Annotated in this window: 8 protein-coding genes; 2 read left to right on the top strand and 6 right to left on the bottom strand. The window is 69.4% G+C overall.

Annotation, left to right across the window (positions count from 1 at the left end; translation table 11 throughout):
* Positions 1 to 26 precede the first annotated feature (26 nt).
* Positions 27 to 2,615, bottom strand: a complete 2,589-nt coding sequence (locus tag BXA10_RS14995; protein WP_139338004.1) for a M14 family metallopeptidase — start codon at positions 2,613 to 2,615, stop codon at positions 27 to 29.
* Positions 2,616 to 3,203: 588 nt separating this feature from the next.
* Between BXA10_RS14995 and BXA10_RS31520 the strand changes: the two genes are divergently transcribed.
* Positions 3,204 to 3,842: a hypothetical protein gene (locus BXA10_RS31520; RefSeq protein WP_076470958.1), complete on the top strand. Its 639-nt coding sequence runs from the start codon at positions 3,204 to 3,206 to the stop codon at positions 3,840 to 3,842.
* Between the two features lie 343 nt (positions 3,843 to 4,185).
* Here BXA10_RS31520 and BXA10_RS14985 read toward each other — a convergent pair whose 3' ends face one another.
* The 3 genes from BXA10_RS14985 to BXA10_RS14975 form a co-directional block, all read right to left on the bottom strand.
* A complete protein-coding gene (locus BXA10_RS14985) occupies positions 4,186 to 5,820 on the bottom strand; it encodes an amidase (protein WP_217696776.1) in 1,635 nt (544 codons plus the stop codon).
* Complete coding sequence (locus BXA10_RS14980; protein ID WP_076470956.1) at positions 5,817 to 6,119, bottom strand: hypothetical protein; 303 nt, start codon at positions 6,117 to 6,119, stop codon at positions 5,817 to 5,819. Before BXA10_RS14980 ends, BXA10_RS14985 begins: the two co-directional genes overlap by 4 nt.
* Positions 6,120 to 6,387: 268 nt before the next feature.
* Positions 6,388 to 9,732, bottom strand: a complete 3,345-nt coding sequence (locus BXA10_RS14975; RefSeq protein WP_245828252.1) for a GH92 family glycosyl hydrolase — start codon at positions 9,730 to 9,732, stop codon at positions 6,388 to 6,390.
* Positions 9,733 to 10,013: 281 nt separating this feature from the next.
* On the opposite strand from BXA10_RS14975, the gene BXA10_RS14970 reads away from it, so the two are divergent.
* Complete coding sequence (locus BXA10_RS14970; protein WP_076470955.1) at positions 10,014 to 10,736, top strand: SMI1/KNR4 family protein; 723 nt, start codon at positions 10,014 to 10,016, stop codon at positions 10,734 to 10,736.
* A 48-nt stretch (positions 10,737 to 10,784) separates the two neighbouring features.
* On the opposite strand, the gene BXA10_RS14965 is transcribed toward BXA10_RS14970, so the two are convergent.
* Together BXA10_RS14965 and BXA10_RS14960 are read right to left on the bottom strand one after the other, a co-directional pair.
* A complete protein-coding gene (locus tag BXA10_RS14965) occupies positions 10,785 to 11,813 on the bottom strand; it encodes a phosphatase PAP2 family protein (RefSeq protein WP_076470954.1) in 1,029 nt (342 codons plus the stop codon).
* A gap of 176 nt (positions 11,814 to 11,989) precedes the next feature.
* Positions 11,990 to 12,610 carry a TetR/AcrR family transcriptional regulator gene (locus tag BXA10_RS14960; protein ID WP_076470953.1) on the bottom strand — a complete coding sequence of 207 codons (621 nt, stop codon included), beginning with the start codon at positions 12,608 to 12,610 and terminating at the stop codon, positions 11,990 to 11,992.
* Positions 12,611 to 12,730 lie beyond the last annotated feature (120 nt).

Raw genomic sequence — 12,730 nt, 5'->3', positions numbered from 1 at the left:
GCCCGGCCACCCCGATCCGGGTCAGGTCAGCGCTGACCGCCCAGGTACATCGCGTTGAACAACAGACGGTAGGTGCCGTGCGACTGCGCCCGGTGCTGCGGCTTGAAGCCGATCATCACCACCTGGCCGTCACCCACCTTGGCGGTCACCACGGCGGCCTTCCCGCCGATGACGTCCTCGCCGAGGAGGAAGCCGCTCTTCAGCAGGTTCGTCTTCGGCCAGGTGGCCGCCACCGTGACGCCCTCGGCCCCGTCCTCGACCTCGAACGCCGGCCCGTCGGCGACGAACGCGGACGCGGACGATCCGAATCCGGCGCCGACCGGGTCAGCGGCGTCGACGTTCAGGTTCAGCACCGACCCGGGGATGTTGTACTCGGTCTCCTCCGTCCCTTCGGTGACGTCCCTGACCGGCACGTCGAACGCCTGGATCGGCAGCTGGGCGGCGCGGTTCAGGGTCACCACGGTCCCGCCGGCCTCGACGAACGCCTTGAGGTTGGCCACGCCGGCGTCGGTCATCCCACCGGTGTACTCCGGCGGCAGGGATCCGGCCGCCCGGCCGTTGCGCATCGAGTTGTACGTGGCGTCGGGCAGCACGATCGTGTCGAACTTCGCCCGCAGGTCGCCGGCGCGGACGGTCGCGTTCGTCACCTTCTCGTACCCGAACCCGAACTGGTCCAGGATGAGCCGGGTCCAACCCTCGTCGTAGTTGTTGAACCCGTCGTACAGACCGACCCGCGGCGCGACGAGCTCGGTTACCTTCTTCGGCTTCGCGTCCACCGCCGCGATGCTCAGGCCCAACCTGGTGGCGAGCTCGGTCACCCGCGTGTCGGTGCCCGCCCCGGGCGTGACCAGGAAGGTCCCGGCCGGCAGCGTGCCGGTCCGGGTCTTCACCTCACCGCTACTGCGGGAGACCTTGTCCCCGGCGGCGAGCAGGGCGTTCACGGCGGCCGCACTGTCGTTCACGCGGGGGTCGAGGGCGTACGCGTGCTTCGGCGCGCCGGCCACGACGCCCTCGGGCACGCTCGGCCAGTCGACGTCGACGGTGCGGGCCCGCACCTTCTGGTCGAGCTTGTCGACGGTCACACCCATCTGGAACGACAGCGTGTAGCCGGTGATGTCGTACGGCGGCTCCAGCGGGCCACCGGGGTAGAGCCGGCGGTCCGGGTACTTCTGCGGGTTGAGCAGGTCGAGCACCGCCGCCCGGTAGGGCTGCGCCTCCCGCACCAGGTAGCTACCGGCCGGGTAGGTGCGGTCACCCACGTTGAACGACTCCGTGGCTCGTTCGACCCGGATGTTGTTCCACCGCAGCTTGTCAACCAGCTTCGTGGCGGTCGGGAAGTCCGCCTGGTCGGCGGGGATCACGTAGGTGGTGCCGGCACCGTTCTGGGCGCCGTCGCGAGCCATCTTCGCCACGCCGGCGAGCAGGGCCTCCCGGTCGTCACTGGCGACCCGCAGCATCGCCCAGGACGCCGTCTTGATGTAGTCGCAGCTCTGCGACAGGTGCCACTCCCCGCCCTTCCAGGGGCTGGGGTAGAAGACCGACGGTTCGCTGGTCGAGGTGCCGTCGGCGAACGTCTTCGGGAAGGTCGCCGGGTCGTAGTACCGGGGTGTCGCCGAGGCGTGCGCCGTCTCGGTAAGGATGCCGATCTGGTTGTGGTAGTACGGCGCGGTCCGCGCGCCGCCGTTCCACCAGATGTCGTACGACTGGCGGGCCAGGGCGCCGACCTTGTCCTCGCGGTCCAGCCGCTGGCCCATCGCGTCACCGACGAGGTTGACACCGCGGACCACCTGCGGGTGGATGTTCGGGTTCAGCGGGTCCTCGTAGGGCGGGATGCTGATCCGGGCCGGGAAGACCGCCGACTGGTGCACGTTGTGCATGACCTGCGGGATCCACTCGTGGAACAGCTGACGCCCGACGTTCTGGGTCTCCTGCAGGTTGAACATGTACCAGTCACGGTTGTTGTCGTGCCCGGCGTACTTCTGGTAGAGCTCCGGATAGCTGGCGTCCTGGTAGGGGCCGCCGAGGTTCTTCTGGTACCACTCGGCCACCTTGGTGCCACCGTCCGGGTTGACGTTGGGCACCAGCAACGTGATGACGTTGTCCCGGATCTCACGGGCCTCCGGCGTCTCACTGGTGACCAGGTCGTACGCGAACTGCGGCGCGGTCTGGTGCCCCGCCACCTCCGTGGAGTGGATGCCGAAGTCGACCCAAGCGACCGCCTTGCCGTTCTTGGCCAGCTCCCGCGCCTCCTTCTCGGGCAGCTTGTCACCCTGGGACAGCCGCACCGAGATGTCCTGGTAACGCCGCAGGTTCCCGTCCTTGAGGTTCTTCTCGGACGAGACGATGGCCATCAGCTGCGGCCGGCCCTCGCTGGTCTTGCCGATCTCGACCAGCTTCATCCGGTCGCTGGCCTTGTCGAGCTTCCGGTAGTAGTCGGCGATCTGCTCGTAGGTCGCCACCTTGTAGTCGGCGCAGGGCACCCAGCCGATGACCGACTCCGGCTTCGGTACGCGTTTGTCAGCGGTGGCGACGGATCCGGACGTCAGCACCGGCGTACCGATCATCGCGAGTACGCACGCGATCGGAACTGCGGTACGGGACAGTCTTCGTTTCACCTGACATCCCTTCACCTGGAACGACGAAAAAGGGACCGAGCAGGGCGGCCGCACCACATCGGACCCGGTCGATTCAACAGGTTTCGATGAGTTTCGGGAACGCCCACCACCGCAATTGAGCAAATCTTGAGCCTTGCCTGCGGTCGCACGACGAGGCCGCACGGCCCGCGCACGCGACGGTTCGTGGAAGCGGCGTGAATTCGTAGGCGACGAATTCGCCGGGCACGCTCAGAGCTCCGACCAATGATTGCCGGCCTGTCGCGCCTTGTAGGTGGTGGCCACCCCGGCGAAGCCGGCCCCACGGCTCCGATCCCGGTGCCCGACGACGGGTGGTCGAGCACACGATCGCCCCGCACCGTGGCACGGAACGACCACGCATCCGGCGGGATCGCCACGACGGCAGCCGCGAGGCCTCCCTGGACCTCGCTGCCCGCACCGTCAGGCGATCACCTTGTCGGGCGGCGCTCTGACTGTGTTTCCATTCGATCCATGATCGAGCTTGGCACACCACGCATGAGCGACCGCGCGACGACGTCCGCGCGCCGCCGAACTCTTCATATCCTGCTGAGTCTGCAGTCTCTGTCGATCGTGCTGGTATCGGTGAACCGGCTCAGCGACCTCACGCTGGGATTCGTCGCGCCGAACGAGTTCCTGCGCTGGGTCGATCTCAACAACATGGTCCTCGGCCTGGTCACCGTGCTTCTCACGTACCTGACGTACCAGCACCTGCTCGCCTCGACCGACCGGCGCGGCGCGGCTCGTCGTTCCCTCGGCCTCACCTTCGTCGTCGGGGCCTACCTGTATGCGACGAGCTACGGCAGCCACGAGATCACGAACTACCTGCACGGCCGCTTCTGCCCGGACACCCCGGACGACCTCTGCCGTATCGTCGCCTTCAACGACGACGAGTTCTCCCACTACCTCTTCTTCGCCGGCTTCCTGCTACTCAACCTGGTCGTTCTGCTTGCCCAGGTCACGGCGCCGGACCGGGATCGGCTGAGCATCGTGGACTGGGTGCTGCTGACCGCCAACGCCCTCTTCGTCGGGGCCGGGGTCGTCGCGAACCTGGCGTTCGAACAGATCGGCCTCGACCTGTACGTGGTCGCGGCCGTCGCCGTACTCTCCGTCATCCTGCTCTGGCGCCAGCGGCTGCAACCGATCCTCTACTACTACGTCGTCGCGTTCGTACTCGGACTGCTGGTCACCGCGATCCTCAAGCTGACCTGAGCGGCGGCCACGCTTCCGGACAGAAGAGCTGCCGGTCACCTGGGTGCGGGCCGTAGGCGTTGCCCGGCCCTCTCTCGCGGGACGCCAGTGGTGGGTGGAGCGAGGCACGTCCTGGGTATCGGCTCGACACCGCACGCCATTGCCTGATTCGGTAAAACGAATTTCTGTCGTTTCGCTTCCTCGGAGCGCTGATCGGCCACGAAAACGCCACGATGAGGTTCGGCCCATCGGAAGGGATTCGCATTTTGCGGCGATCTCGATCTGCGGCCGCACGGAGGCAGCCGGTCTCCATGATGGAGAACGTGCATGTGGGGCGGGAACTCTTTCCCGCCCCACATGCACGTCACTGGGTGAGTTCGGCGACCTGCTCGGCCGTCAGCCGGGGCGCCTCGGCGGCGGCTCGGGTGCGCATCGCGGCGGCGGACGGGTCGGCGGGGCGCCGCAGGTGCCAGTCCGTCGTCGCCTGGTAGGCGGCCACCACCGACAGGAGCCGGTCCTCGGCGTACGGGAGGCCGCCGAGGATGGTGCCGATCGGTACCCCGGCGGCGGTGAACCCGATGGGGAAGGCGATCTCCGGCAGACCCAGGATGTCGAAGGGCACCGGATCGGTCTGCACCACCACGTCGCACTCGTCGAAGAGTTCGTGCAGGACCCGCTCCATCAGCAGCAGCCTGGCCCGCTGCCCCGTGATGAACTCGTTGCCACCCATCAGCGCGCCCTGCAACCAGCTGGTCACCGACACACCGAAGCCGCGCAGGTCGGTACGCAGGTAGGGCATGAACGGCTCGCTACGCTCGGGCAGCCGGACGTTGTTGAAGGTGCCGCCGGTCAGCTGACTCCACCCCTCCGGCAGCGTCACCTCCACCAGCGTGACGCCGGGGATCGCGGCGAGCTGCGCCAGGTACGCCTGTCGGGCCAGCGCGGTGGCGGAGGTGCCGTTGGCGAAGCCAGGCAGCACCCCGATCCGGGTTTCCCAGCGCAGCCGTACCTGATTCCGCCGGTACACCGGTGTCGCCGCGTCGATCAGATCGGGCACGTCGGGCAGGCCCTGGCTGCGCGGGTCCGCCGGGTCCTCCCCCGCCATCGCGGTCAGCATGATGGCCGCGTCCTTGGCGTCGCGGGCCAGCGGACCGGGATGGTCACGGGTGTACGTGAGCGGAATGATGCCCGCCGCCGAGACGCGACCCATGGTCGGCTTGAGACCGGTCAGGTTCTGGGCGTTGGAGGGGGAGGTGATCGAGCCGCCGGTCTGCGTGCCGATCCCCGAGGTGGCCATCCGGGCGGCCACCGCCGTGGCGGTGCCCGTGGACGACCCGCCCGGGTCGACGTTGCGGTTGGCCGGCGCCCACGCGTTCACCGTGGTGATCACACCCGCCGGCGTGGTGGCCCGGGTGGTGGCCAGCGGGCCCATCTGGGTCTTGCCCAGCAGGATCGCGCCGCCCGCCTTCAGGCGCGCCACCGCGGTGGCGTCGTGGGGCGGCACGAAGTTCTCGAAGAGGAAGGAGTTCGCGGTGGTGCGTACCCCTTCGGTGTAGTAGTTGTCCTTGATGGCCAGGGGGATGCCGTGCAGCGCGCCCTGCCGGGGCCGCTGGGCGGCGTCCCGCGCCGCGGCGATGGCCGCGTCGGCGAGGACCAGGTTGAACGCCTGGTAGACGCCGTCGTACGTGGAGATGCGCTCCAGCATCGCCTCGACCAGACGTTGCGGGGTGAGCTTCCCGGCGCGGATGAGCCAGGCCGCCTCGGCGATGGTGCATTCGGTCGGGTCGGCGAGCGCCTCCGGCCGGGGCTTCACGTAGGCGTTGGGCCGGTCCAGCGCCGGTTTCCCCTTCCCCGCCGGGCCGGTCGCCCGGGGGCCGCTCGCCGTCGCCACCGAGGGCAGCGCGACGGTGAGGCCTGCGGCGGAGGCGGCTGCCAGCGCGGCAGCGCGGGCCAGGAACGCCCTGCGGTCGATCGAACGGTCGAGTGGTCCGCCAGTCATGCCTTCCGCCATTCCGTGCTGTTCGAGGGGTACAGGACGGGCACCTGCTGCTGCGACAGTGCCTTGACGGCGTCGGGATCGGTGACGCCGGGGACGGGCAGCTGGTAGGCGGCGAGCGTGGCCACGGTGCCCCGCAGGAACGAGCGCAGCGACGCGAGCACGGAGTCCTGGCCCGGCGAACCGGTCTCCGGATCGGGGGTGGTGCCTGACGGAAGCTGGTCCAGATCGATACCGAGAGCGGCGAGCCGGGCCCTGATCAGGATGTCGAGCTCGGCGTCGGTCGGTGGCGTAGGGGCCATTGGCTCTCCCAAGTGATGCATGGCGATGTGCCGGTGCGCGAAGTGATCTGAACCTAGGCCCGCCGCGATGATCTGGAAGCGCCGTCGACATGGAAATTGAGGAATATTTGAGTCTCCGCTCGACGGCTCCTCTCCCCCGCGAACGCGCGAGGGCCTGCTCCACCCCGTGGGGCGGAACAGGCCCTCGTCCCAACCGGCGGCACCCGCCGGGCAGCGCCGGCGTGTGCTCACCGTTCGACAGTCAGACGTCCTGTCGTTCCGACTCCGGTCAGGCCGTCGCCACGCCGAAGACGTGCATGACGCCACCGTTGGTGTTGCTCGGCAGCGTCAGGCTGGCCAGTTGCTTGCCCGGCAGCAGCTCGATGGGCGCGGTCGCGAAGACGTACGTGGTCACCGGGTCGATGCCGCTGCCCATGTAGTCGCGGTACGCGGTCCGTACGGCCGTCAGGTTGCCGAAGGAGGGCTGCTGGCTGCCGCCGCCCAACGTCCAGTCACTGAAGCCGATCTCCGCCTGCTGGGTGGTGCCGTCGGTGTACGTGAGCGTCACCGTGCCGCTCGTGGCCTGGAAGGCGGCGCTGCCCAGCACGCTCAGCTTGGTGTCGCCCTCGGCCGGGGTGACGCTGACTACCTGCCCGCCACCGCCGACGACGATGTTGTCGGGGTCGCCGGGAGCCACGTTCGGCCAGGTGAAGTCGAACCCGTTCACCGAGACGGTGGAGCCGGGCCGCACCCCGGCCGCCTCCAGCGCCGTGGCCGAGTAGCTCCAGCCGCCGGTGTCGAAGTTGGCCTGCGGGTTGGTGTCGTCGGCCGAGATGCCGTTGCTGTTCAGGTTCCACAGCACGCTGTCCCGTGCGGCGACCGTGATCGGAAGCGTCACCGCGGGCAACGCCTCGCCGGACGCGGTCGTGGCGGTCACCGAGATCGAGTAGGCACCGGGCTTCATGCCGGCGTCGGGCGAGACGGTGAGCGCCCGGGTGGCCGAGCCGTCGCCGGAGAGCGCGACTTCACCGTCGGCGGGCGTCACGTTCAGCCCGGCGGGGGCGGTGACGTGCCAACGAACCTTGGTCGGGTCGCCGGTGAGCGCCTGCACCTTGTACGTCGTGTCCGCCTTGCCGCCCGGCTCCACCTTCATGGCCTGCGGGCTGACACCGGCCAGGTAGGGACGGCCGTGCCCGAACGACGGCGGCGCGTCCGCGGGCGAGGTGCCCCAGGAGAGGTTCGGCTTGCTGCCGAGCGCGAAGTCCAGCTTGCCGCCCTTCTCGACGAGTGAGGCGGGAACCCAGGTCTTGGTCGACTTCTTGCCGTCGACGCGCACCGACTGGATGTACATGTTCTTCGCCGAGGCGTCGGGAGCGTTGATGGTGATGTCCCGGCCGGGTCCGCTGTTGATCACCGCGCGGGTGAAGAGCGGCGCGGAGAGCACCAGGTCGGCGCGGCTGGGGTTCTGCGGGTACAGGCCCAGCGCGGAGAAGACGTACCACGACGACATGGTGCCGGCGTCGTCGTTGCCGGGGATGCCGCCCGGGGTGTTGCCCCAGAGCTGGTTGAGCACCGCCCGGACCGTCTCCTGCGTCTTGTGCGGGACGCCCAGGTAGTTGTAGACGTACGGCGCGTTCATGTCCGGCTCGTTGGTCGGGTCGAACCGCGTGTGGTCCCGGGCGGAGAAGTCGAAGCTGCCGTCCGGCGTACGGAAGAAGGCGTCGAGGCGCTGCTCGGCTGCCTTGTTGCCACCCATCGCGCGGGCCAGACCGGCGACGTCGGAGTACACCATCCAGGTGTAGCGGGCGCTGCTGCCCTCGACGAACCCGTTCTCGGTGGCGGGGTTGAACGACTGCTCCGCCCACGCGCCGTCAGCCTTGCGGGCCCGCAGGTAGCCGCCCTGCGGGGTGGCGGTCAGGTCGAACACGTTGCTCCAGTTCCCCGAACGGTCGAGGAACGCCTGCTGGTTCGCGTGGTCGCCGAGGCGTCCGGCCAGTTCGGCCAGGCCGAAGTCGGCGACGGCGTCCTCCAGCGTCTCGGCCGCACCACCCCAGCAGGAGCAGCCGTCGGCCGGTACGTAGCCGAGCTCGAGGTACTTGTCCAGGGCGGGACGCTGCCCGACGCACGCGACGTTGCAGCCGGCGCTGTCCGAGTCGTTCGCGGTCGGCACCGTCGCGGCGGTGATCAGCGAGCGAAGGGCGCCCTTGACGTCGAAGTCCCGACCGCCGAAGGCGTAGATCCCGGCGAGCGCCGGAGCCGACGGGTCACCCGACATGACGGCCGTCTTGCCGTTGATCAGCAGCCAGCGGTCCCACTCGCCGTCGCGCTGCGACGCGTAGTTGAACAGCGACTGCGCATAGTCACTGCCGGCCTTCGGGTTGATCAGGGTCATCAGCTGCACCTGGGCGCGGTACTGGTCCCAGCCGGAGAAGGTGCCGTACTGCATCTTCTGGCCCTTGGCCAACTGGTGGGGCTTGCCGTCGGCGCCGAGGTAACGGCCGTCGACGTCGCTGGCGATCGTGGGCTCCAGCATGGAGTGGTAAAGCGCGGTGTAGAAGCTGCTGAGCTGGTCGGCGGTGCCACCACCGACCTTGATCTTGCTCAGTTCCCGCTGCCACGCCTTGGTGGCCTCCGCGCGGACCGTGTCGAAGGTCTTCTCCTGCGGGTTCTCCGCCCGCAGGTTGGCCTCGGCGTTGTCCAGGCTGACGTAGGAGACGGCCACCTTGACGCCGACCTGAGTCGTACCGTCGGCGAAGGTGACGTACGCGCCGGAGCCCTTACCCGCGGTCGGGAAGCCGCTTGTGACACCGGTGCCACCCGAGGCGGAGGAGCTGCCCGAGGTCACGGTGCCGTCCTGCCAGGTGCCGAACCGGGCGAAGGGCTGGTCGAAGTGCGCGGTGAAGTGCAGGGTGTACGTGCCCTTGCGGTTGTTCGGGCTCTGCGGGCCGCAAAAGTTGCCCGCGGTGACCGAACCGGTGACGGTCCGGGCCTCCGCGTCCACCTGCACGGTGGCGTCGGTGCTGCCGGTCTCCGAGTTGGCGGTGCGGAACAGCATGCTGGCGGGCTGGTCGGCCGGGAACCCGAACCGGCCCGAACCGGTGCGGTCGGTGGTGGTCAGTTCCGCCGACGCGCCGCTGTCGAGCGCCACCCGGTAGTAGCCGGCCCGCGCCGTCTCGTTGGCGTGCGAGAAGTTGCTCGCGTACTTCGCGTCGGAGGTGTCGATCGTGGGTGACGAGTCCACGTCGCCCACGTACGGCATGATCGGGATGTCGCCGGCACCGCCGTTGCAGCCGACGCCGTTGAGGTGGGTCAGGCTGAAGCCACGAATCCGGGTCGCGCCGTACTCGTAGCCCCCGGGTGCGGGAGTGGAGACCTGGCTATCGCGGGTGGTTTGCGGACTCCACGACAGCATGCCGAAGGGACGTACCGCGCCCGGGTAGGTGTTGCCCAGGTTCGTGGAGCCGATCAGCGGGTTGACGTAGGAGACGGGGTCGTTGACCAGGTGCGGGGCCGGGGCGGCCGCGGCGGGGGTGCCCGCGGCGGCGGTCGCCAGTACGGCTACGGCCGCGGTCGCGATCCCGGCGATGGTTCGGCGTCTTGCGGTCTGCGCCGCACGCGCCAGTGGGTCTGACACTTGTGCTTGCCCTTCAGTTGACGGACCCGCGCTGTGAGCACGACGAAGACAGCTCTGCGCCGGTGCGCTGTCCACACCGGAGGGCTGTCCCGCGCCGTCTGACAACGTTGTCGGAAGCCAACGAAGGATGCTCTGCCTTTCGCGGCGACGTGTCAAGATCCTTTCGACCCGAAATGTGGATCACGCGGACCGTGCGACCACGGCGAGGCCGGCGAGGCCGCCCAGGTTGGCGGAAGCCGCGCCGCGCCCGGGCATGGCGACGATGTCTAGACTTTCGCGCCGTGACAGGACACGGGACCGACGAAGGCGTCACCGAGGCATGGAAGCGGATCGAGGACGGACTGCGTCGCGTCCTGCCGGCCTCCCTGCGGCACCTCGCGGCACCGGCCGAGGATCAACAGATCGATGCGGTGGAGGCCGCCCTGGCCCAGCCGCTGCCCCCGGATCTCCGCGCGAGTCTCCGCATTCACAACGGAACCACCTGGCCCCACGCCGGATCAGGTCAGCCCAGCCCGGTGCCGCTGGACTGGTTCTACGACACCGAACGGATCGTCGAGAGGACCCGGATGTGGCGCGACAGCCACAATCCGGAGCCGGAATGGGACGATCCGCAGGTCTGGGCGTACCTGGTCGACAAGGATCTGCTCCGCCTGAACGGGCCGGTGCGGCCGGTCGTGGGCACGGCGGGCGCGGTGGTCGTGGGCGACATGAACGGCGACGTACATTGGCTGCTCGACTTCGATCCGGCGCCGGGAGGAACGCCCGGACAGGTGGTTCGGGTCGATGTCGAATGCTCCTCGTGGGACGTGCTGGCGCCGTCCTGGGCGCAATTGCTTGTCCGCTACGCCGAGGATCTGGAACTGTTCGCGGCTGACCCCGACAGCTCGACCCTGATTATCGAGCAGGACCTCGGACCGGCGTGCGAGTGGGGCACGGCGTCCGACCTCTGGGCAACGCGTCCCGCGTGGCTGCAGGGCGTCGAGGCCCGTAATCCGCACCTCTGACAGCCTGAGGCCCACCCGCCGGTCCGCGCGGCTCGGGCGCTGACCGCACTACCCGAGGTGCTGGCGGTGCTCGGGTTCCCCGGCGACGACGTCCTGCACCAGTTCGCCGTGCCGCGCGTCGACGCGCCGCAGGCCGTCCCGCCGGACGAGTTCGGCAAGCGCCGGTAGGTCCATGCTCGGCGCAGCTCGATCGTCTGCGCGCACGCCGCCGACCAGGCCATCGCTGCCCTGCCATCGCCCGGGTTGCCGAACAGGTGAGGTGACCCAGAGGCCGCCACGCAGGTTCTCATCCGGCAGGAGCCAGGTTCCCGCGACAGGCACAGCGGCCGGTGCCGGCACGCGACTCCCGACCGTTCTCGCCGCATCCACGCCGACGGACCCTGCCTGCGGTCGCGGCACCAGCAGCAGGATCACGCCGAGCAGGGCCAGCGCGGCCGCCGCGTCGAGCCAGTAGTGGTTCCCGGTGAGCACCACGACGGTGAGGGTGACCAGCGGGTGCAGCAGCCAGAGCCAGCGCCACCGGCTGCGGCCGGCGGCGATCAGCACGACCGCGACCACGGTGGCCCATCCGACGTGCAGGGAGGGCATGGCGGCGTACTGGTTGGAGAGGGTGTCGGTGGCGGGGTCGCCGTACGCCCGCGGTCCCATCAGCTGTCCCGTGTCCAGCATGCCGGTCGCGGAGAGCAGGCGCGGTGGCGCCATGGGTACGAGCGCCTGGATGGCGAACCCCACGCCGCACAGCGCCGCGAGGAGTGTCCGCGCCCACCGGTACACGGCGGGCCGGAACAGGTACGTGTACAGCAGCAGCGCCCCGGTGGCCGGGAAGTGCACCGAGGCGTAGAACATGTTCGCCGCGCGGACCACGTCGCCGTGTGACAGCACGGCCCGTTGCAGCGTCGCCTCGTCGGGGAGCCGCAAGGCGCGTTCGAACGCCCAGACGTGCGTGGCGTTGTCGTACGCCGTGGAGAGGTCCCCGACGACGAACAGCCGGGTGATCTTGTACGCCAGGAACAGGGCGGCCACGAGCAGCAGTTCCCGGAGGGCGTGCGGTCGCTTCCCGCGGTCGTCGGCACCCACGGCGTTCCTTTCGCGCGACGAGGGATGGGCAGGGAGGGGTTCGGATTCGCCTGTGAACGGCGACTGCCCTTCGGTCGGGGGCTGGTCAGGCGGGGACGCGCTCGCGGCGTTCGGCTCGGTGTGCGGCAGCCGGCGAGATGGTTTGATCACGTCGGCCCGGTCGCTCCCCGCCCGGCTCAGGCGACCGGTGCGGCACGGCCGAGGGGAAGACCGTCGCGCAGCTGCGCGATGCTCGTCCGGACGAGGTCGGGAAGGGTGGCGTCGGTCACCCCGCCGGCCCAGAAGTTGAGCACCGCCCGCATGGTCGCGCCGGGAACGGCAGCCAGCAGGTGCGGAGCAAGGTCACGCTCGATGTCGGCGCCGGTCCGCTCGGCGATGACCTCGGCGATGAGCCGCTCGACACGACCGAACACCGCCAGTTGCTGCGCCAACATCGCCGGGTTCTCGGAGCAGACCCGCACCAGCGTCGCGACGTCGCACTCCCGCTCGCCGAGCACGCTCATGATCATGTCGGGCAGGACGTGCGCGAGCGAGTCCCACACCGGCTCGTCGGCCGGTCGGGTGCGCAGCGCCTCGACGAGCCGATTCGCGCGCAGCAGGATCCCGTCGAGGATCGCCTCTTCGCGGCTCGCGAAGTAGTTGCGGAAGGTCCGGGGTGAGACGTCCGCCGCCGCGGCGACCGCTTCGGCGGTCACTGCGTCGATCCCGTGCTCGGTCATCAGCGACCACGCCGCATCGCTGAGCGCGATGCGGGTCGCGAGCTTCTTCCGCTCACGCAAGCCAAGATCCGAGGTCACGCGACAACTATCCGCGCGGCTTTCTCAGGCGGCAAAGTTTCCAAGTCGGAAAAATCGTGCAATGAGTCACACTCATGATCGCTACCGTGCTGCCGCCGGCCGATCGCGAACGTCAGCGGG

The organism is Micromonospora avicenniae (assembly GCF_900156065.1).
Taxonomy (GTDB): Bacteria; Actinomycetota; Actinomycetes; order Mycobacteriales; family Micromonosporaceae; genus Micromonospora; species Micromonospora avicenniae.
Note: the sequence above shows the minus strand (reverse complement) of the source record. Positions and strands in the feature narration are given on the sequence as shown.

Coding starts and splice junctions, on each gene's coding strand:
- BXA10_RS14985 (WP_217696776.1), bottom strand. CDS start 5,820: ATGACTGGCGGACCACTCGACCGTTCGATCGACCGCAGGGCGTTCCTG.
- BXA10_RS14980 (WP_076470956.1), bottom strand. CDS start 6,119: ATGGCCCCTACGCCACCGACCGACGCCGAGCTCGACATCCTGATCAGG.